At 36.4% G+C, this 24,781-nt stretch carries 20 protein-coding genes and 1 riboswitch; of the genes, 3 read left to right on the top strand and 17 right to left on the bottom strand.

The features are described from left to right. Nucleotides 1-33 precede the first annotated feature (33 nt). The 8 genes from OL234_RS03075 to OL234_RS03040 all read right to left on the bottom strand — a co-directional run bounded on the left by OL234_RS03075 (nt 34) and on the right by OL234_RS03040 (nt 13,249). Complete coding sequence (locus OL234_RS03075) at nt 34-2,211, bottom strand: Tex family protein (protein ID WP_437184434.1); 2,178 nt, start codon at nt 2,209-2,211, stop codon at nt 34-36. Nucleotides 2,212-2,317: 106 nt separating this feature from the next. Then, entirely contained in the window at nt 2,318-2,704 is a 387-nt protein-coding gene (locus OL234_RS03070) for a DUF1149 family protein (protein WP_275469708.1), read from the bottom strand. 218 nt (nt 2,705-2,922) lie between these two features. Beyond that, complete coding sequence (gene lpdA / locus OL234_RS03065) at nt 2,923-4,329, bottom strand: dihydrolipoyl dehydrogenase (protein ID WP_275469707.1); 1,407 nt, start codon at nt 4,327-4,329, stop codon at nt 2,923-2,925. A 12-nt stretch (nt 4,330-4,341) separates the two neighbouring features. Beyond that, nucleotides 4,342-5,940 (bottom strand): dihydrolipoyllysine-residue acetyltransferase, encoded by a 1,599-nt coding sequence (locus OL234_RS03060; RefSeq protein ID WP_275469706.1) that lies wholly within the window; start codon nt 5,938-5,940, stop codon nt 4,342-4,344. 102 nt (nt 5,941-6,042) lie between these two features. Further along, nucleotides 6,043-7,020 carry an alpha-ketoacid dehydrogenase subunit beta gene (locus OL234_RS03055; protein WP_275469705.1) on the bottom strand — a complete coding sequence of 326 codons (978 nt, stop codon included), beginning with the start codon at nt 7,018-7,020 and terminating at the stop codon, nt 6,043-6,045. A 2-nt stretch (nt 7,021-7,022) separates the two neighbouring features. Beyond that, nucleotides 7,023-8,135: a pyruvate dehydrogenase (acetyl-transferring) E1 component subunit alpha gene (gene pdhA, locus OL234_RS03050; protein ID WP_275469704.1), complete on the bottom strand. Its 1,113-nt coding sequence runs from the start codon at nt 8,133-8,135 to the stop codon at nt 7,023-7,025. A gap of 497 nt (nt 8,136-8,632) precedes the next feature. Beyond that, entirely contained in the window at nt 8,633-11,263 is a 2,631-nt protein-coding gene (mgtA, locus tag OL234_RS03045; RefSeq protein ID WP_275469703.1) for a magnesium-translocating P-type ATPase, read from the bottom strand. Nucleotides 11,264-11,582: 319 nt separating this feature from the next. After that, a riboswitch (M-box (ykoK) riboswitch) is annotated at nt 11,583-11,751 on the bottom strand. A 70-nt stretch (nt 11,752-11,821) separates the two neighbouring features. Then, entirely contained in the window at nt 11,822-13,249 is a 1,428-nt protein-coding gene (locus OL234_RS03040) for an aminotransferase-like domain-containing protein (RefSeq protein ID WP_275469702.1), read from the bottom strand. 117 nt (nt 13,250-13,366) lie between these two features. Here OL234_RS03040 and thiD point away from each other — a divergent pair, with 117 nt between their 5' ends. Beyond that, nucleotides 13,367-14,191 (top strand): bifunctional hydroxymethylpyrimidine kinase/phosphomethylpyrimidine kinase, encoded by an 825-nt coding sequence (gene thiD, locus OL234_RS03035; RefSeq protein WP_275469701.1) that lies wholly within the window; start codon nt 13,367-13,369, stop codon nt 14,189-14,191. Between the two features lie 15 nt (nt 14,192-14,206). Continuing rightward, a complete protein-coding gene (locus OL234_RS03030; protein WP_275469700.1) occupies nt 14,207-14,764 on the top strand; it encodes an ECF transporter S component in 558 nt (185 codons plus the stop codon). Nucleotides 14,765-14,789: 25 nt separating this feature from the next. Here OL234_RS03030 and guaC read toward each other — a convergent pair whose 3' ends face one another. Next, nucleotides 14,790-15,767, bottom strand: coding sequence for a GMP reductase (gene guaC, locus OL234_RS03025; protein ID WP_275469699.1), 978 nt, complete (start codon nt 15,765-15,767; stop codon nt 14,790-14,792). A gap of 433 nt (nt 15,768-16,200) precedes the next feature. On the opposite strand from guaC, the gene OL234_RS03020 reads away from it, so the two are divergent. Then, the gene (locus OL234_RS03020; RefSeq protein WP_275469698.1) at nt 16,201-16,407 is read left to right on the top strand and encodes a hypothetical protein; all 207 of its coding nucleotides are present in this window, start codon (nt 16,201-16,203) and stop codon (nt 16,405-16,407) included. 97 nt (nt 16,408-16,504) lie between these two features. On the opposite strand, the gene lrgB is transcribed toward OL234_RS03020, so the two are convergent. The 8 genes from lrgB to purB form a co-directional block, all read right to left on the bottom strand. Further along, nucleotides 16,505-17,188, bottom strand: a complete 684-nt coding sequence (gene lrgB / locus OL234_RS03015) for an antiholin-like protein LrgB (RefSeq protein ID WP_275469697.1) — start codon at nt 17,186-17,188, stop codon at nt 16,505-16,507. A 1-nt stretch (nt 17,189) separates the two neighbouring features. Then, nucleotides 17,190-17,639, bottom strand: coding sequence for an antiholin-like murein hydrolase modulator LrgA (lrgA, locus tag OL234_RS03010; protein ID WP_275469696.1), 450 nt, complete (start codon nt 17,637-17,639; stop codon nt 17,190-17,192). Between the two features lie 174 nt (nt 17,640-17,813). Beyond that, nucleotides 17,814-18,542, bottom strand: coding sequence for a LytTR family transcriptional regulator DNA-binding domain-containing protein (locus OL234_RS03005; RefSeq protein WP_275469695.1), 729 nt, complete (start codon nt 18,540-18,542; stop codon nt 17,814-17,816). Further along, on the bottom strand, nt 18,543-20,303 hold the full coding sequence (locus OL234_RS03000) for a sensor histidine kinase (protein WP_275470103.1): 1,761 nt from the start codon (nt 20,301-20,303) through the stop codon (nt 18,543-18,545). 143 nt (nt 20,304-20,446) lie between these two features. Beyond that, nucleotides 20,447-21,376, bottom strand: coding sequence for a LacI family DNA-binding transcriptional regulator (locus OL234_RS02995; protein ID WP_275469694.1), 930 nt, complete (start codon nt 21,374-21,376; stop codon nt 20,447-20,449). A 382-nt stretch (nt 21,377-21,758) separates the two neighbouring features. Then, a complete protein-coding gene (locus OL234_RS02990; RefSeq protein WP_275469693.1) occupies nt 21,759-22,679 on the bottom strand; it encodes an aldo/keto reductase in 921 nt (306 codons plus the stop codon). Nucleotides 22,680-22,726: 47 nt separating this feature from the next. Further along, nucleotides 22,727-23,407 carry a GntR family transcriptional regulator gene (locus OL234_RS02985; RefSeq protein WP_275469692.1) on the bottom strand — a complete coding sequence of 227 codons (681 nt, stop codon included), beginning with the start codon at nt 23,405-23,407 and terminating at the stop codon, nt 22,727-22,729. 78 nt (nt 23,408-23,485) lie between these two features. Continuing rightward, nucleotides 23,486-24,781 (bottom strand): adenylosuccinate lyase, encoded by a 1,296-nt coding sequence (gene purB, locus OL234_RS02980; RefSeq protein ID WP_275469691.1) that lies wholly within the window; start codon nt 24,779-24,781, stop codon nt 23,486-23,488.

Raw genomic sequence — 24,781 nt, 5'->3', positions numbered from 1 at the left:
AGTTTTAGAGCATTTTGTTTTAATTTTTCCGTCTTACACATTAGGAGCTAACATAGTTAAAGCGACTCGACCTTTTTTCAGATCAACCTCATCTACCCAAACAGTTACCACATCACCTACTGCTACAATATCGGTTGGATGCTTCACAAATTTTCGACTTAATTTTGAAATGTGAACCATACCATCTTGTTTAACTCCAATATCCACAAAAGCGCCAAAATCAACAACATTGCGCACCGTCCCTTGCAACTCCATTCCAGCTTTTAAATCGTCCATTGACAAAACATCTTGCCTTAATAAAGGAGCTGCCATTTCATCACGTAGATCACGGCCGGGTTGCCCTAACCCCTCAATAATATCAGTTAAGGTTTCCATACCAATCCCTAATTCTTCTGATAACCTACTTGTTTTTAACGTTAGTAACTTTTCTTTTGCTTCCTTAGTACCTAACTCTTGAGAAACTACCCCTGCTCGACTTAAAAGTTCTTTAGCAATCCCATAACTTTCTGGATGGATACCTGTATTATCTAAAATATTTTTAGCCTCAGGAATCCTTAAGAAGCCCACAGCTTGTTCATAAGCTTTAGGTCCTAAACGTGGTACTTTTTTCAATTGAGGTCGACTCGTAAAGGCACCATTTTCCTCTCGATAAGTGACAATATTATGTGCCGTTGTTTTCGTTAGACCCGATACATGTTGTAAAAGTTGAGGACTGGCGGTATTAACAGTTACCCCAACTTGGTTCACCGCTGTTTCTACTACAAAGTCCAACTGACCTACTAGCATTTTTTGCGAAACATCGTGCTGATACTGACCTACCCCAACTGCTTGCGGATCAATTTTAACCAATTCAGCGAGAGGGTCTTGCAAGCGTCTTGCAATACTAATTGCACTACGTTCCTCAACTGGCAAATCAGGAAACTCTTGACGCGCAACATCACTTGCAGAGTAAACTGATGCCCCTGCCTCATTGACAATTACATAAAAAACGTCACGTTTTAATTCTTTTAATTGTTCCGAAACAAAAAGCTCGGATTCACGACTTGCCGTCCCATTACCGATAGCAACCATCTCAACTTGATATTGCTCCACGAGGTTTAAAAATTCTACTTTAGCGGCTTGACGTTTAACCTCGTTCGCTGGTTTATGTGGATAAATTACTTTGATTGCTAAAACTTTACCCGTCGCATCTACTACAGCCATTTTGCACCCTGTTCGGTACGCTGGGTCAAACCCTAATACTACTTTACCTTTAAGTGGTGATTGTAATAATAAATTATGTAAATTTTCACCAAAGATTGAAATTGCTTGTTCATCCGCTTTTTCAGTCAATTGATTTCTTACTTCACGCGTTATCGCTGGAGCTATAAAACGTTTATAAGCATCTTCATAAGCTTCTCTAACAAATTGAACCGTCAGAGCGTGTTGGTCGTTTCCAATTAATTGACTGTCAAAGTAATCATAAATCGCTCGCTCTTCACATTGGATAGTTACTTTTAAAATTCCTTCTTTTTCACCACGATTGGCTGCTAAGATACGATGAGATACGATTTTTTTTAAAGGTTCGGAATAATCATAGTACATTTCATACACACTTTTTTCATCTTTATCAGCTGCTTTAACTTCACTTACCAATGAACCTGTTTGTTCAAAAAATTCACGTGTCCATGCTCTAAATTTAGCTTCCTCGCCAATTTTTTCTGCCATAATTTCATGTGCGCCTTCGAACACTTCTTCGACACTTAGTACCTCTTTTTCAGCACAGAGATATGTCTTAGCTTCCATTGTTATATCACCTGACAAAGGGAGAGATAGCAAATAATTGGCAAAAGGTTCTAATCCTTTTTCTTTGGCAATGGTTGCTTTAGTTCTTCTTTTTTGTTTATACGGACGATATAAATCTTCCACTTGCTGCATTTTCTCAGCTTTTTTCAGCTTGTATTCTAATTCAGGAGTCAGTTGCTCTTGTTCTTGAATAACTCTTAACACTTCTGCTTTACGCTTTTCTAAATTTTCAATATAAGTATAACGTTCAAATATCTTTCTAATTTGAACTTCATCTAAACTACCGGTCATTTCTTTACGATATCTTGCAATAAAAGGAACTGTATTGCCATCATTTAATAACGACAAGACCATTTTAATTTGTTTTGGCGTAAACTCATTTAACTCTTGTTGCACTAGGTTTAATGTCTCTTTTTCTCTAATCATTTCCATCTACTTACCGCTCCTATCCATTCAATTACTTCACACAAATAGTTTTATAAAAATAAGCCTGAGACAGACTGTCTCAGACCAACCTAACTTCTTGTCTAGATTAATTATTGTTCGTAAAATTCAACTGAACACCTGGGCGATCTAGAGCGATCTCCGTCACTTCATACGTCATACGCTCAATCATTGAGAATAAGGGGCGCATTAATTCGTCTAATTCAGGCTGTGATAACTCTTCTGCAGTTTCAACAAAACGGTCCAATAAAGTTACCATTTGTTTAACGGCTCCTGTTAAAACAAACTCTTCAAAAACGATTTGATAGGCAATACGCAAGCCTAAAACTGAGCTTTTCCCGTGAGGAAAATCTGGTAACTCACTCATATCTACCGGACTAATCTCTACTCTAATCTCTGTCTCAATTTCTTGTTCTTTATTGCGAGCATCATAATGAAATGCCTCTACAAACTCTGGTTGTCTTTGAATATTCATACTTGTCATTCCTCCCGAAAAAATTATAGCACACTAATATAGGTCTAGTAATCCACTAACTAAAATTTTTTACTCTGTTAAAAAAATATTTAATAGAACAATAAATCCACTATAAATACTATACCATATTCACCAATCCTTTAGGTGACAATTTTTAGACTTTCAGAAAAATAAAAAAATTACTACTAAACATAATGTCTAGTAGTAATTTGTTTTGCTTACATATGAATTGGCATACCTAAAGCAAGTTCTGCCGTATCCATAACAGCTTCCGCTAATGATGGATGAGAATGGATTGTTAAAGCAATGTCTTCAGCATTCATGCCAGCTTCGATTGCTAAACCTAATTCGGCAATCACGTCACTTGCAGATACACCAGCAACTTGTGCCCCAACGATTACGTTATCTTCTTTAGTTGTTACTAAACGAACGAAACCTTCCATTTGGTTAAGTGAAATAGCACGACCATTTCCACCTAATGAGAATTTAGAGGCTTTAACATCTAACCCTTGTTCCTTAGCTTCTTTTTCAGTTAAACCAACAGTCGCTAATTCAGGGTCAGTAAAGGCTACTGCAGGCATTGCTGAGTAGTCAATTGCAACTGCTTTACCTGAGATAGCTTCTGCAGCGATTTTAGCTTCGTAACTTGCTTTATGAGCAAGTGCAGCACCAGGAGTGATATCACCAATCGCAAAGATTGAAGATACATTTGTACGTCCTTGGTTATCTACTTTAACTAAACCACGTTCAGTCATTTCAACACCCGCTACTTCTAAACCTAATTCATCAGTATTTGGACGACGTCCAACTGTTACCATTACGTAGTCAGCTGTTACTTCTTCTGCTTTACCGTCAACTTCATATTTAACTGTTACGCTATCACCATTGTCAACAGCTTCTTTCGCCATTGCTTTAGTGACAACTTTGATTCCTTTATCTTTGAATGATTTTTCAACTAATTTAACCATATCTTTTTCAAAGGTTGGTAAAATTTGTGGTGATCCTTCAAGAATTGTTACTTCAGCACCAAGGTTGGCATAAGCGCCACCTAATTCAGCACCGATAACTCCGCCCCCAACAATAACCATTTTCTTAGGAACTTCTTTTAAGTTTAAACCACCAGTTGAATCTAAAACGCGACCTGCGAATTTGAATCCTGGGATTTCGATTGGGCGACTACCAGTTGCCACAATCGCATTGTTGAATTCATAAGTTTGAGCTGATTCATCATTGATAACACGTAAAGTGTGCTCATCTACAAAGAAAGCTTCGCCTGTGATAACTTCAACTTTATTTTTCTTAAGAAGGAATTCAACACCTGATGTTAATTTATTAACAACTTGGTTATCTTTCCAATCTTGAGTTTTAGCAAAATCTAATTCAACACCTGATGTTTTAACACCAAATATTTCTGAATCTAATGCTTCTTGATATTTATGACCCGCACTAATTAGGGCTTTTGAAGGGATACAGCCGACGTTTAAACAAACGCCGCCAATGTATTCACGCTCAATAATTGCTACTTTTTGTCCCATTTGTGCTGCACGGATTGCTGCTACATACCCACCAGGGCCAGCTCCGATTACTACTGTATCTAATTCTAAAGCGAAATCTCCTACTACCATGTGTCAGTCACCTTACCCTTCCATTAATAATAATTCTGGATCTGCTAATAAACGTTTAATGTTGTTCATAGCATTTTGAGCTGTCGCGCCATCAACAATACGGTGGTCGAAGCTTAATGATAATTTCATAACGCGTCCAACAGCTAATTCGCCATCTTCGTTTACGATTGGTTGTTGATCGATAGTACCTACACCTAAGATAGCTACTTCAGGGTAGTTAATAACTGGTGTGAACCAGCCACCACGAGCTGAACCAATGTTACTAATTGTAACAGTACCATCACGCATTTCAGTTGCTGCTAATTTACCTTCCATTGCTTTTTGAGCATTAGATGTAATTTCGCTAGCAATCGCAAACATACCTTTTGAATCAGCATTTTTAATGTTTGGTACAAATAATCCGTTTGGAGTATCTGTAGCAATACCGATATTATAGTAGTTTTTGTAAACAATTTCTTCTGTTGTGTCATCAATAGAAGCATTTAAGATTGGGAAGTCGCGCATTGTCGCAACTAACGCTTTAACAACATAAGGTAAGAATGTTAATTTAACATCTTGCTTAGCTGCTGTATCTTTAAATTTCTTACGGTGATCCCACATTTTAGAAACTTCAACATCATCAAATAATGTAACATGAGGTGCTGTATGTTTGCTGTTAACCATCGCTTTAGAAATTGCTTTACGCATTGGTGTAAGTTTTTCACGAGTTTGAGCTTCGCCGTTTGCTGCTGGAGCAATTGGTGCTGCTACTGGTGTAGCTGCCGCTTTAGGAGCTGAAACTGGAGCTTCTGTTGTTGCCGCTGGAGCTGAAGCAACCACTGGAGCGCCACCTGCTGCTACTGCATCAATATCAGATTTAAGAACACGTCCACCTTTACCTGTTGCAGGTACAGTTGTAATATCAATTCCTTTTTCACGTGCATATTGACGGACTGAAGGCATTGCTAAAACACGTTTTGATGGGTCTGCTGCTACTGGAACGACTGCTGCTGGAGCTGATGCCGTTTCAGTAGATGCTGATGCCGCTGCTGGAGCTGATGCTGGTGCATCATTATGTCCTGGTGCATCGATCTCGATTAAAACATCCCCAACATTTGCTACTGTTCCTTCTGAAACCACAATGTTGACAACTTTACCTGTTACTGGAGATGGGATCTCTTCAACAGATTTATCATTTTGTACTTCTAATAAAGTATCATCTTCATTAATTGTATCGCCTGCCGCTACAAACCATTTTACGATTTCGCCTTCTGCAATACCTTCACCGATATCTGGTAATTTAAATTGGAAAACACCGCCTGCTGGTGCTGCTGCTGGAGTCGCTGCTGGTGCAGGTGCTGCCGCTTCAGCTGGTGCATCAGTATCTTCATGTCCCGGCGCATCAATCTCGATTAAGACGTCACCAACATTTGCTACTGTTCCTTCTGAAACAACGATGTTTAAAACTTTACCTGTTACTGGAGATGGAATTTCCTCCACTGATTTATCATTTTGTACTTCTAATAATGTATCATCTTCGTTAATCGTATCGCCTACTGCTACAAACCATTTTACGATTTCGCCTTCTGCGATACCTTCACCGATATCTGGTAATTTAAATTTAAATGCCATGATCGCACTCTTCCCTTCTTTTTACCCATAATTTTTAATGTTAAGGGAGTAAACTCGAAAGTCCACTCCCTAATGTCTTGCTATGCTTGATCTAAGGATGTCTTAGAATTCGTATACTTCTTTAACTTTAGCTTCGATATCTGACGCATTTGGTAACCAAACGTTTTCAGCTTGACCGAATGGGAAAATAGTATCTGGAGCAGATACACGTCCGATAGGAGCTTCTAATGAAAGAACTGCACGTTCTGAAATTTCTGAAACGACTTGTGCTGCAACACCAGCTTGTCTTTGAGCTTCTTGAACAACCACAACGCGACCAGTTTTTTCAACTGAAGCGATAATTGTTTCAACATCTAGAGGCGCTACTGTACGTAAGTCGATAATTTCAACTGAGATTCCTTCAGCTTCTAATTTTTCAGCTGCTTTGATTGCTTCACGAACCATAGCACCATAAGTAATCACTGAAACGTCTTTACCTTCGCGCGTAACTGCCGCTTTATCTAAAGGAACAGTGTATTCACCTTCTGGAACTTCTTCACGGAATGAACGGTATAATTTCATGTGTTCTAAGAAAACAACTGGATCGTTGTCACGAATAGCAGAAATTAGTAACCCTTTAGCATCATATGGGTTTGATGGAATAACTACACGAATACCTGGTGATTGAGCAATAAGTCCTTCCAAGTTATCAGCATGTAATTCTGGTGTATGAACACCACCACCGAAAGGTGCGCGAATTGTAATTGGCATATGACGAGTGCCACCCATACGGTAACGAGTACGAGCCATTTGAGCTACAACTTCATCCATTACTTCGAAGATAAATCCGAAGAATTGGATTTCAGGAACAGGACGGTAACCTTCTAAAGCTAAACCGAAAGCCATACCACCGATACCTGATTCAGCAAGCGGTGCATCCATTACACGGTCTTCACCGAACTTAGCTTGTAAGCCTTCAGTTGCACGGAATACCCCACCATTATTACCAACATCTTCACCAAAGATTAGGACATTAGGATCTTTTTCTAATTCAACAGCAAGCGCATCTGTAATGGCTTGGATCATTGTTTTTTGTGCCATGATTATTTAGACTCCTTTGCTTCATAGATTTCGATTTGTTCTTTAATGCTTTGTGGAGAAACTTCAAACATATTTTTCAAGAAATCAGAAACTTTTTGTTTAGGAGCTGCATCAGCTTCTTTAATAGCTGTTTTGATTTCTTCTTTAGTTGCTTCGATTACAGCCTCTTCTTTTTCTTCTGACCATAACCCTTTGTTTGTTAAGTAGATACGTAAACGTTTTAATGGATCACGTTTTTCCCAAATAGTATCTTCTTCTTTAGAACGGTAACGAGTTGGATCATCACCTGATAATGTATGTGGACCATAACGGTAAGTTAATGTTTCAATTAAAACAGGACCATTTCCTGCAATTGACCATTCTCTTGCTTTTTTAGTAATAGCATAAACAGCTAAAGCATCCATACCATCTACTTGAATACCTGGAATTCCGGCAGCAACAGCTTTTTGAGCTAATGTAGTAGCAGCTGTTTGTTTTTCACGTGGTGTAGAAATCGCGAAACCATTATTTTGAATGAAGAATACAGCGTTTCCTTTGTAAGCTCCTGCAAAGTTAATACCTTCATAGAAATCTCCTTGTGAAGAACCACCATCACCAGTATAAGTGAAGACAACATTGTCTTTTCCACGTTTTTTAAGGCCTAATGATACACCGGCAGCTTGAACATATTGTGCTCCGATAATAATTTGTGGTGGAAGAGCGTTTAATGTATCTGGGTAGTAGTTACCAGCTACGTGACCACGTGACCATAAGAAAGCTTCTTTTAATGGCAAACCTTGTTTAATTAATTGAGGCACATCACGGTAACCTGGTAATAAGTAATCTTCTTTATCCATTGCAAATTGTGAACCTAATTGACTAGCTTCTTGTCCAGCAGTTGGCGCATAGAAACCTAAACGTCCTTGACGGTTTAATGCTGTTGAACGTTGATCTAGGACACGAGCCCAAACCATATTACTCATAAGTTCAACTAATTCCTCATCAGATAAATCAGGCATTAAATCTGGGTTTGTAACATTTCCATCCTCATCTAAAACTTGATACGTTGGAAAGTCAGCATGAATGTTTTCTAAAAATGCTTCAAAATCAACTGCGCTATTTTTTTTAGTCGCCATTGTTACACAATCCTCTCTTTTACATTGATTAATGTTTTGTTTTAAACAGAACTGAAAAACTGTATTAGTTTTGTCTGTGTTTACATTCTTAATTTACCATGCTATTAAGACTATTGCAAGTAATAGGCTTACTCTTTTGACAGAACAGAAACTGTTACAGATTGCTTTTCTGTTATAGATAGTGAATAAAATCACTAATGGTTAAACGGTTACTTTTTAAACTTTTATCCTCTTACGCTCCCTGTCCTACTCTGTCATACTTAATACAAAAAAGTGTTATATAACACTTTTATTATAGAGGACTAAACCGCTTTTTAGCAACTTTTTAGCAGCTAATCATGAGATAAATATTGCTATTGATAGGTTATTCTCAAAAAAAAAAAGAACCACTTCCCTTTATTTTAACAAAAGGAAGCGGTTCTTTTTATCAGATATATTAAAAACACTGTATTAATTAGTGAATTTTTTACTTAAGACTTGCTTAAAAAAAATTTTTTTTATATCCATTCTTTGTTTATTTTGATATATATTCTTTTTGCCAATTGAGTTGCTACCATATAACTAACAATGATGACTACAAACCATGGCCAATAAGCATTAGGCAAGCTTTCAAAGCCAAAAACATTCCGTGCTGGCGTTAAAATAATTCCAAGTCCAATCAAAACAACAACAATACTCGATAATGTTAAAGCCACACTTGCTTGACTTTGGATAAACGGTATTTTTTTAGTTCTTACAATATGAACAACTAATGTTTGTGTTGTTAATCCTACTAAGAACCACCCTGCTTGGAAAATACCTTGATCAGCTACTGTATTGGCACCAAAAACAAACCACATTAGACAATACGTTAAAATATCAAAAATACTACTGACAGGTCCAATACATAAAGTAAACTTCAAAAGCCCCTCTGTCCCCCATTTAACTGGTTTTTCAATATCTTCTTCATCGACATTATCCCAAGGTGTCGTAAGTTGAGAAATATCATAAACTAGATTTTGAACTAAAAGTTGCAAGGATAACATTGGTAAAAATGGTAGGAAGGCACTTGCGACTAATACTGAAAAAACATTCCCAAAATTAGAACTGATAGTAATTTTTATGTACTTCATCATATTACAAAAAACTTTTCTTCCTTCTATTATACCGTCCTCTAATACAGTTAAACTTTTTTCTAATAAAATAATCGAACTGGCATCTTTTGTAATATCAGCTGCTGTGTCAACAGAAATACCCACATCCGCTTTTCTTAAAGCTGGCGCATCATTAATTCCATCTCCCATAAAACCAACAGTATGACCCTCCATTTGTAATAAACTGATGATTCGTGATTTTTGAATTGGAGATAATTTAGCAAATAAATTAACAGATAACACTTGCTTTCTTAACATCTCGTCTGTCATCTTTTCAATCTCATGTCCTACCAAAATATCAGCTACTGTAATACCAACATCTTGACAAACTTTTTTAGCAACAATCTCATTATCACCTGTTAGCACTTTAACATTAACCCCGTGTTCATGTAAGGAAGCAATTGCTGGAATAGCCGACACTTTTGCCGGATCTAAAAATCCAACAAACCCTATTAAAATCATTTCTTTTTCGTCTTCAATACTATAAACAGGTTCCGTATAAACATCTCGGCGATAAGCAACAGCGATTACTCGCATACCGTCTTCATTCATTTTACGGTTAACTTGCGCCATTTTAGCTTGTAAGTCAGGTGTCAAAGCGACTATCTCACCTGCAATTTCAGCATGCGTGCAAATATCAGCCATTTCTTCAACCGCACCTTTTGTTACCATTAAATGATGTTGATCAACTTCAACCGCTACCGTTAAACGACGTCGTGTAAAATCAAAAGGAATTTCATCAATTTTGTTAATCACTTGTTCCGCGTTTCCTTGTGTTTCGTTATAATAATTAATAACCGCATGATCAATTAAATTCTTCCAACCAGTTTGATATTTAGAATTCAAGTAGGCCATATTAAGAACCAAATCATCCTTAATCCCTAGTGGGTTGACGTGTTCGACTAATACCACTTCATCTTCCGTAATAGTCCCTGTTTTATCCGTACATAGAATATCCATACTTCCTAGATTCTGGATAGCGCCTAGTTCTTTGACAATCACTTTTTTCTTTGAAAGCGCCAGTGCACCTTTAGCCAAGTTACTTGTCACAATCATCGGTAACATTTCAGGGGTTAACCCCACAGCTACAGCAATTGCAAAAAAGAACGCTTGACTCCAATCGCCTTTAGTAAAGCCATTCAATAATAATACGACAGGGAACAAAATAGCGACCATTCTAAGTAGTAATTTACTTACCTTCGTCATACCTATTTCAAAAGCCGTATCTCCCCTTTGAGTGGTCGCTTTTTTAGCTATATCACCGAAAAAGGTCGCTTCTCCAGTTCTTAAAATAATCGCTTTTCCTTGACCGCTTAAAACATCCGTCCCCATAAAGACTAAGTCTTCCATATCAAGAGCTGTAATATTGTCGCTCTTTGCTTGCTTTTGATCAATTCCTGCATCAATAAATTTTTCAACTGGCATAGATTCTCCAGTCAAAGAAGATTGGTTTACAAATAAATCATTTGTCCAAATCAAAACAGCATCAGCTGGTATCATGTCTCCTGTTGAGAGTGAGACGATATCCCCTGGTACAACTTCATCCATTGGCAGTTCTTCGGTAACTCCATCACGCATGATAGCACAGGTATTTTCTATCATTTCTTTTAAAGCAAAGCTAGCTTTTTGCGACCGATAACTTTGAATAAATTGAATAAGTGCACTACATAAAATCATAATTCCCATAATAATTGCTGCTTCATAATCCCCAGTAATGGCTGAGACAATCAATAAAAGGGTCAAAACATAGACAAAAGGATCTTGAAATGCTTTTAATAATAACCGCCACGCTGGTATTGGACTTTCTGCCGCAATCTCATTTGGCCCATACTCCTCTAAACGTTCCGCGGCATCTCGTTTAGACAGCCCTTGGGGTGATGTTCTAAATTCACTCATCAACTCTCTTTCTGATAAGGCTGCTAATTTTTTTAATTCAGAGTCTTTTATTTCTTGCCGACTCATAGTAGTATTAAGTGTTTTTTTAGTTTGTTTCATCATCAAATTCTCCTCGCTTTTCTTAGTTGCGAAGAAACACCTCAACCAGAACAACCAATCCTAATGAACAATCTTTACATCTAATAGGAGTAACTGTGAGGGTACGTGAAATAGGTTGGCGATGATTCTTCGCTGTCGACTACTTCCTGGTTCGCTTTTTTCATTTACCTTACTAATTTCCATCTTCCTCACCCTTTCTACTCATCAGACTAAACAATCACGTCATACTTATCTACCTTCAGGTAACAAAAAAGCACTTCTCGACTATGAGAAGTGCACACAAATAAACGTCTAAACGTTGACTTTTTTGATAGCATCATACTTAATCTCATCGTCGAGTTTTAGCACTATATGGCTTAGACAAAAAATTTGTCAGCTACATTAGGAAAAGCCTTCTTCGACAATTCCAGTTGACTCATTGGCGTCTCTCGACATTTTTGAGCAGCAGCGTATTTCCAATATAGGAGCCTCACCTAACAGATTGGTATTTATTGTTTTTGATTCGAACCCATTGTAAACCTTAAGCCACTTCCTGTCAAACAGAATCCCTAAGCGGTGTTAATTTAATAACATAATCCCCTTTAACTTAGCTACTAATTTTTCAGATTCTTGTGGCGTTAATCTGGCAAAATTAATCCGCATACTCGTCCCTTCTGTTCCTAGTATAAAGCCTGGTGTGACAATAACATCTTGTTCTAACAATAGTAAAAAATCTCTTCTTGTAAGCGGCTTAGTCTGACAAGTTAACCATAAATAGTATCCCCCACTCGGTGTATAATAACTTACTGAATCTTTTAACTCTTGATCGATATAGAACATCAATGCTTCACAACGTTTTTTCAAAGTCTTTCTTAGCTCAGTTAAATGGTTGGAATAGTCTGGATTATCTATGGCGTAACTAGCTAAGACTTGCGGGAAAATACTCAAGCTTAAATCTAATTCTTGACGAACTGTTACAATATTTTCTAACACTTTTTTAGGTGCACTCAACCAGCCAATCTTAGTCGTAGAACCCAATATTTTAGAAAGCGATCCTATATAAATAACATTATCTGGATCTAATTCTTTTAATAAGGGCACTTGCTTATCTTCCGAAAAATAAAGCTCTCCAAACACATCATCTTCTACAATCGGTAATTGATAACGTCGGGCAAGAACAACTAATTGACGCCTTCGCTTTTCTGATAAGGTCGTTCCTGTAGGATTTTGAAAATTAGGATTGACCACTATCATTTTAATTTTATGCTTTAAAATAACTTCCTCTAATAAATCAACTCTCAAGCCTTCTTTATCCATGGGGACACCATATAATCTCACACCAGCGGCTTGAAATATCGATAATGAATAAAACGTTGAAGGCATTTCTATCGCAATCGCATCGCCTGATTGTAACAGAACTTGGATTAATAAAAATAAAGCTTGTTGTGCTCCTGAAGTTAAAAGCAGTTCATCTGAAGAAATAATAAGATGATGTTCTTCTGCCAACTGCTGACAAATCCTCTGGCGTAAAGGAATGTATCCCAAACTATCTTGCTGTCTATCTTGAATTAAAAAGTCATTCCAAGAAGTCATAGGTAAATCTAAATCTGGAACCAAGGATAAAGGCAATTCTCCACTATAAGCATTGATGACTTCTTCTTGTTTCACTAATTTTTCTCGCACTAAAGTGACATATGAATCTTCTTTTTCAAATGGGCTACCAGATAAGTAACTACGCCAGTTAGTTGGTCCACCCATGTAAATCCCCCATTTTCCGTCATTGATAATCGTGCCGCTTCCTCTTTTTCTAATGACCATCCCCATTGCGACTAGTTCATCAAGGGCATGAACGACAGTTGAACGATTTACTTTTAATAATTCTGCTAATCTTCTTTCAGCAGGGAGCCGATCACCTGGCGATAAGTTCCCTTTTTCAATTTCACTTAAAATCAAATTCACAATTTCTTGATAAATCGGTTTTGTTTTGCTTTTCGGTAATTGCCACATATCACTTTGCCCTTTCTGTAAATTGGATGAGTTAAAAATAACCCAATTGGCTCTTTTTGTCAAAATAACTAGCATGTATGATAGTCTTAACAAAACTAATAACTGGAGGGGATTTACATGATTCCAAAAGTAATAACAATTGCAGGTTCAGATTCTAGCGGTGGGGCTGGCATCCAAGCTGATCTAAAAACATTTCAAGAATATGGCGTCTTTGGTTTTTCTGCCATCACGAGTTTAGTAACAATGAATCCAGATGAAGGTTGGTCACACACGGTCACTTCTCTTCAGGCTGACATTGTCGAAGCTGAATTAAAAACAATTTACGCCGGAGCACCTTTAGCTGCTCTAAAAACCGGGATGCTTGGTGAGTTAGAAACAATTCGTCTTACCCGTCGCTATATTGAAGCATTCAAGCAACAAAATGTCGTCATCGACCCAGTAATGGCCTGCAAAGGAACGAGCGATTTATTACAACCTGAAAATGTCGCCTTAATGACAGAATTACTTTTACCAGTTGCTACTATCACTACACCAAACTTAATAGAAGCCGGCATCCTATCTGGTCTTGGAGAATTAAAGTCGGTCTCTGATATGGAAGCAGCCGCTAAAAAAATCATGAACTTAGGAGTTAAAAATGTTGTCATCAAAGGAGGCAAACGCTTAGCTGGTCAAGATGCTCTTGATTTATTTTATGACGGACAAGCATTTACCTACTTGAACAATGAAAAATACGATACTGATTTTAACCATGGAGCTGGATGCACTTTCGCTGCTGCTATTACAGCTGGTTTAGCAAAAGGTTACTCTGTTAAAGATGCCGTAATCTTAGCGAAAAAATTTGTAGCTGCTAGCATTAAGCATGGTTTAGAAATAAATCCTTATTTAGGGCATGTTTGGCATGGTGCTTATAACCAAGCTGATAAACGCATGCCTTTAGTTTAGTAGAAAGAGGTCCTTATGTCCCAAAAAAAACTAACGACTGCTGATATTATCATCACAGCTCTTTTTGCAACCATGACTTTCATTGGAACCATGATTCGAATACCTGTACCAAGTCCTTTAGGTGCTCCTTTTATTCATTTAGGCAATGCTATGTTACTTTTAGCTGTCCTCTTAATTGGCTTTAAAAAGGGCGCCTTGGCTGGCGGTATGGGCTTTGCCATTTTTGACATACTGAATGGTTTTGCTATTGAAGCTCCTTATTTTATTTTAGAAAGTTTTATCGTTGGAGGCATCGCTAGTATAACTTTTAGTTTATTTAATAAAAAAGACGATCATTCCTATAAAATAATTATTGTGGCCCTTGCTGCTGGTATCACTAAACTTGTCATGACTTTCTTAAAAAATACCGTTCAACTACTGTTTCTTGGAACAGATTTTAAACTAGCTATTCCAAGTGCGATCATGTCTTTACCGGCTACAGTAGTCAATGTTATTTCAACGATTATTATCGTAAGCTTAGCCTACTATCCCTTGAAAAAATTGGTTCATAATTTCTACCACAAACCAAATTAAAAAGCCTCCAAATGGAGGCTTTTTGCTATATACGGTCACCATTAAAAATAGAATTTTTGACAATGACATAGTCAACTTTTCGTATGGCTTCAATGTCTGTACCGCCGGCGTATGAAATAGCAGATTGTAAATCTTGCTCCATTTCTTTTAAAGTATCGGCTAAAGAACCTTTATAAGGTAACAACATCTTCTTACCTTCAACATTTTTACGTTCGCCTTTTTGATACTCTGAAGCACTTCCAAAATATTCTTTCATTTTCACGCCATCTTCTTCAATCAACTCACCTGGCGATTCATCATGTCCTGCAAATAATGAGCCTATCATTACCATCGTTGCACCAAATCGTAATGATTTGGCAATATCGCCATGTGTTCTAATACCGCCATCTGCAATCAACGGTTTACGAGCTGCTTTACTACAATGATGAACTGCTGCTAATTGCCAACCGCCTGTTCCAAAACCAGTCTTCAATTTGGTAATACAAACTTTACCCGGGCCTATTCCAACCTTTGTAGCATCTGCACCAGCATTTTCTAACTCTCGTACCGCTTCTGGTGTCCCGACGTTTCCTGCAATGACAAAAGTTGTCGGTAGTTCTTTTTTGATATGTTGAATCATTTCAATAACAGAATTGGCGTGCCCATGAGCAATATCAATCGTGACATAATCTGGCACCAAATCATTTGCAGCCAACTCCGTTACAAAGCAATATTCTTCTTTTTTGACACCGACACTGATCGATGATATTAAATTCTTGTCACTCATCTCTTTAATAAAAGTTGCGCGTCTATTCGGTTCAAAACGATGCATGATATAAAAGTAACCTTGTTCTGCTAACCAGATAGCAAGTTTCTCATCAACGATTGTTTGCATATTTGCTGGTACTACAGGCATTTTAAACTGATGATTTCCCAGAGTTACTCTAGTATCACACTCTGAACGACTTGATACAATACACTTGTTTGGTATTAATTGGATGTCTTCATAATCAAAAATTTTCAAAATAAGTCTCCTTCACGCTAAAACACGAACATTAAAAGCGATTTTAAAGTTTTTTGTTTGCTTACAGAACTAATTTACCTCTTTTGAGTAGATAAATCAAGTCTTAAGTAATATTCTCATAATTTTATTTTAGTTCCTTCTTTAGAACAACTATCAATTAATAGCTTTTATTATAAAACGTTTGACTTTTAACCATAAAAATAGACTCAAAAGGATTTTAAGTTCAATTAATTATTTTTTTGTATCATAACCAAAACGCGAACGTTTTTTTGTGAAAACGGCGTCAAAAAATGCCATTTTTGCTTTTTTTGTCCTTTTAATGTTACTTTATTAAAAAATCAGATTGAAATTATCCCACAAATAGCGTAAGATGAGACTATAAAATATACAAAAGGAAATAATATGTCATAAAAGAAATAGTAGGTGTGATCAAATGAAAGCTGATTTAATCTCAATAGGTGAAACTTATGAATGCTCGAGCCCTCTTTTACAAGCTCCCTTTCAAGGAACTGTTGAAAAAACATATGATTCTTCTGCATTAATAAGTGTAACCCAGACCGAAACTATCGATAGTGAACGTGTGGCTGAGTTAAATAAACGTCTCATCGTTTCTTTTTCATCCATTCATGATTATCAATAAAAGAGCCAACCCCTAAGGGTGGCTCTTTTTCTGTCATTGCTGAGAAAAAAACTAGCCAACTCAATACGGAGTTGACTAGTAAACCTGTTACCGACTTTTATAAACCAACAAATGTTGCAAAAATTGGGACAACCACGACAGTGATGACACCCACAACTACAACCGCAATACTTGCCATAGCTGCTTCGACTTCACCCATTTCAATGCTTACTGAAACACCAAGGGCATGTCCGCTGGTACCAAGTGCTAACCCTCTAGCAATTGGATGATTGATTCTGAATTTCTCGACTAAAAATTTTCCTAGCGCATAAACAATCACCGCATTAAAGATAACAGCAAATGATGTAATAGCAGTTATACCACCAATTGATTCTGATAAAGGTAAAGCAATCGCTGTAGTTGAGGCTTCTGGTAAAAGTGAAGCCATAATTGCTTGATCAACACCAAATACTTTAGCTAAGCCATAAACTACTACAACAGACCCAACTGAGCCAACACCAATTGCTAATAAAACCTCTAACCAATATTTTTTCAATACATCACGTTGTTTATATAAAGGAATCGCAAAGGCTATCGTTGCTGGTTCCAAGAAAAAACTAATTATTTTTCCACCACTACTATAATCCTCATATGAAAAATTACCAACTTTCAAGAAGGCAACGCCTAAAACCATTGCCACAAACAAAGGTGTGAATAAGAAGAACCCTTTACTCTTTTTGAATAAAAATGAACCTATTCCAAATGCTACTAAAGAAATCATAATACCGAAATATGGAGTCATGTTATTTCACCTCTTCTAATTGTTTATTAGGCATCACAGTCGATGTTTTAACAGCTTCTTTAACATTATTTAATGAACCACTATGTTTGTCACGTAATTTAAGTAATGCACTAGCACTCCAACCAGTAACAGCTAATAAGATTACGGTTGCAATAATAATGATAGCGACGATTTGAACACCATACTCACCCATAATTCCAAGAGAATTAATAACTGAGATACCAGATGGTACAAACAAGAAACTAATTAAGCCAGTTAAACTTGTTCCCAAGCCTTCAACTTGCTCTAATTTAACAACTTTCGTACATAAAGCGATGAACAACAAGATAAGTCCCATAACCGAAGCTGGCATTGGAAATGGTAAGAATTTGATTATGATATTTGATAATAGCATGATAGCCGCAAAGACAAATGCTTGCTCTAAAAATGAATAATATTTTTGTTTAGACATGTTAACTCTCTCCTTTTTATGTGTTGTTATTTGATAAACCTATTATAGGTCTGATACGCTCAGTTGTGAGTCTTTTCTCTTCCAGTGGTTGAAAATTTCAGCTAAGTTGCCCTTTTACTATGCCGAAATACCTTCAAAAAAAGGCAGTCACTTTTTTTAAAGTGACTGCCTTCTTTATAGACCAATACGCTCCTTCAATTCTTTCACATAGGAACGACTAACTGGAATTTTCTGTCCATTTAGCAAGGTAATCTGATAAGTGTGATTGAACCAAGGTTGCACTTCTTTTATCGCTAAAAGATTAACTAAATAGCTACGATGAGTTTTAAAAAATAGATTACTTGCTAATTTTTTTTCTAACCAACTTAGGGTTTCCGTTATTTCATAACATTGATTATTTAAAACAATCGTCAACTCACCGTTATCAACGCTTGCATATAAAATTTCTTTTGGATTAATCACAACAATTCGATCATTCACTTGTAAGGCTAAACTCGCTACTGAAAGACCTTCCCCTTTCATCTTGGACTCTTCTTTCTCAGACTCTGGATCTTCAGATATTTTAGCCAGCGCTTGCTTAATTCTTTTTTCTTCAAACGGCTTTAAGACATAGTCTACTGCATTGACTTCAAAAGCCTTAAGTGCATAATCATCATACGCTGTGGCAAAGATAACTTTCGGTGGTTTTTTCATTTGAGTAAATTTTTCAGCTAGATCAAAGCCACTCTCATCTGTTAAGTGAATATCTAAAAAGACAATATCTGGTTTATCATCCATAATACGCTCCATGGCGTCAATAACGGAGTCTGCCTCTTGTATCTGACTGACACTGTCAATCTTTTCTAATAAATAAATAAGTTCAGCTCTCGCTAACGGTTCATCATCGACTACTAATACTTTCATTTACCTTACTCCTTCGTCAAAACTTAATGGGATTTTAATTGTAATGGTTGCCCCACCTGAGCTATTGTTTTTAAAAATAAGTGAGCCTTTACTTCCATATAAATTTAGAATACGACGATTCAAATTTTCCAACGCCGTACCCGTTCCTTTTTTAGAAATAACAGACTCCTTTCCTACTTTTGCTAATAATTCTTCAGAGATCCCTTGGCCATTATCCGCCACTTGAATGACTAACATATCCAATTGCGTAGAAACACTCATAATGATTTTGTTTGCGGTTTTTCGAGAACCAAAAGCATGTTTAATAGCATTTTCTACCAATATTTGCAAAGCAAACGGTGGCAACATTGCTTCTTCTAAAGGCTCAACCATAACTAACTCTACCTCATATTTATCTGGGAATCTAGCTTGCTCTAAAGATAAATATGCCGCAACGTGCTCTAACTCTTTTTCTAAAGTAATGACAACGTGTCTCGCACCTTGTAGATTAGATCTAAAATATGTACTCAGTTGGATTAGTAATTCTCGTGCTTTATCGACATCTAAACGCATCAAAGCTGAGATAGTATTAATCGCATTAAAGAAAAAGTGAGGATTGACTTGCGCTTGTAGTGACTTGATTTCAGCATCTTTTAATAAACTTGATTGTTGCTCAGCTTCACCTAATTCTAATTGACTCGAAAAAATATTCCCTAGACCTTCAGCTAATTGTTCTTCAACGTGCGTTAGTTTATTAGCATCTGTAAAATACATCTTTAAAGTCCCCGCCATCTTATCATGGGACATTAAAGGAATGACAATCGCTGCACGCAAACTACAACTAGGATTATTACAGCCAATCTCCTTTTGGGATCTGGCAATTTTTAACTTTCCTGTTTTTAACACTTCTTTTGATAATTCTGTAATGACTTCTAATTCTGGGATATGATGATCACTACCCGCACCAACATGAGCCAATATTTGATGTGTATCCGTCATACTAATAGCAGCAACTTTTGTATATCGCTTAATAATCACCGCCACCTCACGGCATGATGCTTCATTAAGGCCTGCTCTAAAATAAGGTAATGTTTTTGCTGCTAGTTCTAAAACATCATGGGTTTGTACTGCCTTAGTTTGCTCTTCTCTTTGAAGAGTAGTTGTAATAATAGATAAAAAGATAAACGTTCCAATACTATTTAGTAAAATCATAGGGAAAGAAATAAATTGAACCAAACGCCAACCTTCCTCAATTCCATTACCTGTAAATAACAAGACAAATAACATTTGAGTTGCTTCCATCAATGCCCCAACACCGGCGGCTTCAAAAGGAGAGGGAAAACTAGCTTTTTTGGAAAATTTTGCACCTACTAACCCTGATAAGTAACCTACTAAAACAGAGGAGATTATATAAAAACTACCACTTGTTCCACCTTGAATCGATCGATGGAGTCCGCCAATCAATCCTACACCAAGACCTACCAAAGGACCTCCAGTCAAACCTGAAACACCAATCGCTAACGTTCTGGTGTTAGCAACAGACGCATCTGCTGATAGAACTGTCAAAAAACTAGTCGATATTACTTCATTGTCTGTAATTTCAATCCCCGTTAAATTAGAGATAACTGCAAACAAACCAAAAACACCAATTAATTGTAAACGTGAATTCAATTCATTTCGACTCAACAAAACTTTTTTAAAATAATTAACATTGACCAAAAGAAAAGCTAGTAAAATAATTAGCCCTACTCTTTCCATCATCATGATAAATAAATTGATCATTGCCATCAAACTTCCTCCTTACCCACTTCCTCACTCTTTTATATTATACCTTAAAAAACTTGATTTTAAGTTGATTTCAGGCTGAGTTACCCTAGTGTATCGGTCACTTACCCTAAATAAAAAAATCATCTCCCGATGATTTTTCATCTTTCAATAAACTTACTTCCCAACATTATTTGTTTTCGACCTTCTTGAAATAAGTGTTTAAAAGCTTCTTGTCCTATTTTTTTATAGGAATGATCAATCGTTGAAAAGTTTAATACTTTACTAATTAATTCATTTCCTTGACCTACAATTGTGATAGCTTTTTGTTTCTCTCGAAAGACCTCATAGCTGCCTGCTGCAACTGTATCGTCATTGGCTAAAATTAATTTAGGTTGGTCAGATGCTGTCATAAATTTGGTAGCTGCTAACCGCCCATCTTCATAAGTTACTGCATCACGATAGAGATAAGCCTCATCAAGTTCTCCAAACACAGAAACGTAAGCTTTTAAAACCGTTTTCATACTAGGGCTTCTTTTTTCATCACGACTTAATATTAAACCAATTGGCCATAGTTGCTTTTTTTTTGCCTCAGAAAATAAGTCTAGATAACTTTTTTCGCGTTCTGTAAAAACACACGAAATATCATACGTCCCCGTATTTTCACAACAAACAAGGGGAGCTTGTTTAGCTACTTCCTCAAAATAATCAAGTGGTAGCACCCTAGAGGTAACAATTAGACCATCATAATTTTTAGCAAGCAATTCTTCTAAATAAAATTGCTCTTGTTCTTTTTCAAAATTAGTTGGTAAAATAGTAACTAAATAACCAACCTTTGACGCCTCCTTAATCACACCTTTAATAATTGCATCAGCACAATCATTGTTCGGTTGGGGCAACAACACACCGATATTTAAGGATTTACCATAACTCAAATTTCGAGCTGTTCTATTTGGAATATAATTGACTTCGTTAATCACATTTAAAATTTTTTCACGTTTTTCTGGTGAGACATAAGGATGTTTATTCAACACTCTTGAAACTGTCGAAACAGAACAACCTGTCAACTTTGCAATATCACGAATATTCACCAAACATTTCCTCCCTTTACTTACTTCTATTCCTATTCAGATAGTGATAGAAAATATCAAATAAAACATTATCCTCACTACTCAAACTATAGATATACCCCTGATAATGGAATTGAATAAACTTTGTGGTATACGCTACTTGACTTAATGATTCCAGAGCTACACTTACCATGAACTCATAATCTAATATATGATATAACAACACTTTATTGTCAAGTTCAATCACCAAAACACGATAAGCCCCAGTCACTTCTGACCAGGGCTCATTTCTGTAGATTATGCCTTCCATGATACTCACCCCTAATGCTTTTTATCTAGTATAGAGTGTGGAACCCGTATCAGGTCAAGCTTTAATCAAATATTAAATAAAATCAGTAGCACTCTACGGTAAAATATTACCTGCTGCACGGTATATTTCATACCATTCTTCACGAGTTAAGACAATATCGGAAGCCTGGCTAACTTCTTTGATGCGACTTTCTTTCATTGTACCTAAAATCGTTTGCATTTTAGCTGGATGTCTTGAAATCCAAGCTGTGGCAATCCCAGTATTCGTAACTTGATACTTGTCAGCAATTCTATCAATTACTTTATTTAATTCTGGAAATTTTTCATTTCCTAAAAATACGCCATCAAAGAAACCATATTGATACGGTGACCATGCTTGGATTGTCATATTATTCAAACGAGAATAATCTAAGACACTGCCGTCATGTTCGATACTAGCTGTATCTTTCATATTGACATGAAACCCCTGATCGACTAAGCCGCTTGCCATAACCCCAAATTGTAATTGATTAACTAATAATTTTTGTGAGACAGAGCGTTGTAATAACTCAATTTGCATTGGTTTTTGATTACTAACACCAAAATGACGGACTTTACCGGTTTGCTCTAATAAATCAAAAGCTTCAGCTACTTCTTCTGGCTCAACTAGAGTATCCGGTCGATGCAGAGCTAGAACATCTAAATAATCAACTCCTAGACGTTTTAAACTTCCATCAACAGAAGCTATAATATGTTCTTTAGAAAAATCAAATGAACCATCACGAATACCACACTTACTCTGGATAAAAATATCTTGACGCTTCAAACCACTTTCAACTAAGGCTTCACCAAAAATCCTTTCGCATTCTCCAGCTCCATAGATATCCGCATGATCAAAGAAATTAATCCCTTCCATTACTGCTGTTTCTAATAAAGAGGCAGCTTCTGGTACCGACAAACTAGTCATACGCATACAACCTAAGGCAATTTGTGATACTTTTAATTCATCATTGCCACCTAAATCAAGATAATTCATTTGTATTCCTCCTTTATTTAATCTTACTGGTTTATTATAAACTTAATCTACTCACTTTCATACTTTTTAAGTCCAAATAACTCTTGTTTGTCTACAACATTTAACATCACACTGTTCACAAATATTCTAATTTCTCGACGTGCTTTCGGGTAATCCTCAGTCAATAAATACTCATAAACTTTAGTAAATGATTGTTTAAAAACAGACAACGGATTGAAATCTGTTGTGATAGCTTCTTTACAACCTGGTAACATAATTTGATTTAAAATATCTAATAATATTTTTTGATAATAAGTATTGGTCTGCTCAGCTAAGAATTCTCTAAATATAATTTCACTTAATAATAATCCTTTATCTGTTTGATTTAAAGACAAGACTTTTTTTAACTCTTTTAAATGTTTATCTAAACTTTTCCATGGCAAATTTGGTTTCACTTTTTCCATTTGAAAAAAGTAATGCGTTAATAACAATTCAAAAACAGCTAACTGATCAACATACTCTTTTCTAGTCATTGGAATAGGTTGGACAACGACTCCTCGATTGGCTTCTTTTTTCAAATACCCTTCTTCAATTAGACGCTGAAAAGCTCCTCTAACAGGCGAACGGCTCACAGATAAATCATGAGCGATTTTTTCTTCTAATACTCTTGACTGTGCTGGTAATTGTCTTTCTACTAATTGTTTTTTTAAATACTCATACACGCTATTCTCAATTTTTTTTTGTTTCATCCTGATACTCTCCCCCTTGAGTTTTATCATCACCAGATTCAACTATAGAAAAAAAGCATCGAAAACGATGCTTTTTAATTAAGCTAAACCAACACGTTCAAATAACGTATCAACATTTTTCATATGCCAATTATAATCAAAAGCTTCATCTAAATCAGCTTCTGTTAGGACAGCTTTAATAGACTCATCTGCTTCCAGAAGAGGACGAAATTGTGTCTGATTATCCCAAGCATAGGCTGTCTTAGGTTGGACTAAATCATAAGCTTCTTCTCTTGTCATACCTTTATCAATTAATTTTAACAACACACGTTGGCTATAGATCAAGCCATATGTTGCATCCATATTACGCTTCATGTTATCAGGGAAAACCGTTAAGTTTTTAATAAGATTGCCAAAACGATTTAACATATAATTTAATAAGATAGTCGTATCTGGAATAATAATTCGTTCTGCTGATGAATGTGAAATATCACGTTCATGCCAAAGTACCATATTGTCCATAGCGGTCAAGACATGACCGCGAATAACACGTGCTAACCCAGTCATATTTTCAGAGCCAATCGGATTACGTTTGTGTGGCATTGCCGATGATCCTTTTTGACCTTTGGCAAAAAATTCTTCTACTTCACGTGTCTCTGATTTTTGTAACCCGCGAATTTCTGTTGCAAATTTTTCAATACTTGTCGCAATAATGGCCATTGCGGAAATATACTCAGCATGTAAATCACGTGGTAAAACTTGTGTCGAAATATCTTGTGCACGAATTCCTAATTTGTCACACACATAAGCCTCCACTGTTGGTGGCGTATTAGCAAATGTTCCAACTGCGCCACTAATTTTACCAGCTTCAACACCTTTAGCAGCATGTTCAAAACGCTCAATATTACGTGTCATTTCAGAATACCACAAAGCTAATTTTAAACCAAACGTTGTTGGCTCTGCATGAACTCCGTGAGTTCGTCCCATCATAACTGTATTTTTATGTTCTTTGGCTTTTTGACCAATAATATCTGTAAACCGTTGTAAATCTTTGCGTAAAATATCATTTGCTTGTTTTAATAAGTAACCGTAAGCTGTATCAACAACATCCGTACTTGTTAAACCATAATGAATCCATTTACTTTCATTCCCCAATGACTCTGAGACAGTTCGTGTAAAAGCGACAACATCGTGACGTGTTTCTTGTTCAATCTCTAAAATTCTTGCTACATCAAAAGAAGCATTTTGACGAATTTTTTTAACATCTTCTACTGGGATTTCCCCCATTTCAGCCCAAGCTTCCGATGCTAAAATTTCAACTTCTAACCAAGCATCATAACGATTGTCATCTGTCCAAATCGCTTGCATCTCTGGTCGTGTATAACGTTCTATCAT

The organism is Vagococcus intermedius (assembly GCF_029144185.1).
GTDB classification, from domain to species: Bacteria; Bacillota; Bacilli; order Lactobacillales; family Vagococcaceae; genus Vagococcus_D; species Vagococcus_D intermedius.
The sequence above is the reverse complement of the archived record's forward strand: the minus strand, read 5'-3'. Positions and strand labels throughout refer to the sequence as shown.

Excerpts from the sequence above, each read along its gene's own strand:
- OL234_RS03075 (WP_437184434.1), bottom strand. The coding sequence starts at position 2,211 with ATGATTAGAGAAAAAGAGACATTAAACCTAGTGCAACAAGAGTTAAAT.
- OL234_RS03070 (WP_275469708.1), bottom strand. The coding sequence starts at position 2,704 with ATGAATATTCAAAGACAACCAGAGTTTGTAGAGGCATTTCATTATGAT.
- lpdA (WP_275469707.1), bottom strand. The coding sequence starts at position 4,329 with ATGGTAGTAGGAGATTTCGCTTTAGAATTAGATACAGTAGTAATCGGA.
- OL234_RS03060 (WP_275469706.1), bottom strand. The coding sequence starts at position 5,940 with ATGGCATTTAAATTTAAATTACCAGATATCGGTGAAGGTATCGCAGAA.
- OL234_RS03055 (WP_275469705.1), bottom strand. The coding sequence starts at position 7,020 with ATGGCACAAAAAACAATGATCCAAGCCATTACAGATGCGCTTGCTGTT.
- pdhA (WP_275469704.1), bottom strand. The coding sequence starts at position 8,135 with ATGGCGACTAAAAAAAATAGCGCAGTTGATTTTGAAGCATTTTTAGAA.
- mgtA (WP_275469703.1), bottom strand. The coding sequence starts at position 11,263 with ATGAAACAAACTAAAAAAACACTTAATACTACTATGAGTCGGCAAGAA.
- OL234_RS03040 (WP_275469702.1), bottom strand. The coding sequence starts at position 13,249 with ATGTGGCAATTACCGAAAAGCAAAACAAAACCGATTTATCAAGAAATT.
- thiD (WP_275469701.1), top strand. The coding sequence starts at position 13,367 with ATGATTCCAAAAGTAATAACAATTGCAGGTTCAGATTCTAGCGGTGGG.
- OL234_RS03030 (WP_275469700.1), top strand. The coding sequence starts at position 14,207 with ATGTCCCAAAAAAAACTAACGACTGCTGATATTATCATCACAGCTCTT.
- OL234_RS03020 (WP_275469698.1), top strand. The coding sequence starts at position 16,201 with ATGAAAGCTGATTTAATCTCAATAGGTGAAACTTATGAATGCTCGAGC.
- lrgB (WP_275469697.1), bottom strand. The coding sequence starts at position 17,188 with ATGACTCCATATTTCGGTATTATGATTTCTTTAGTAGCATTTGGAATA.
- lrgA (WP_275469696.1), bottom strand. The coding sequence starts at position 17,639 with ATGTCTAAACAAAAATATTATTCATTTTTAGAGCAAGCATTTGTCTTT.
- OL234_RS03005 (WP_275469695.1), bottom strand. The coding sequence starts at position 18,542 with ATGAAAGTATTAGTAGTCGATGATGAACCGTTAGCGAGAGCTGAACTT.
- OL234_RS03000 (WP_275470103.1), bottom strand. The coding sequence starts at position 20,303 with ATGATCAATTTATTTATCATGATGATGGAAAGAGTAGGGCTAATTATT.
- OL234_RS02990 (WP_275469693.1), bottom strand. The coding sequence starts at position 22,679 with ATGAATTATCTTGATTTAGGTGGCAATGATGAATTAAAAGTATCACAA.
- OL234_RS02985 (WP_275469692.1), bottom strand. The coding sequence starts at position 23,407 with ATGAAACAAAAAAAAATTGAGAATAGCGTGTATGAGTATTTAAAAAAA.
- purB (WP_275469691.1), bottom strand. The coding sequence starts at position 24,781 with ATGATAGAACGTTATACACGACCAGAGATGCAAGCGATTTGGACAGAT.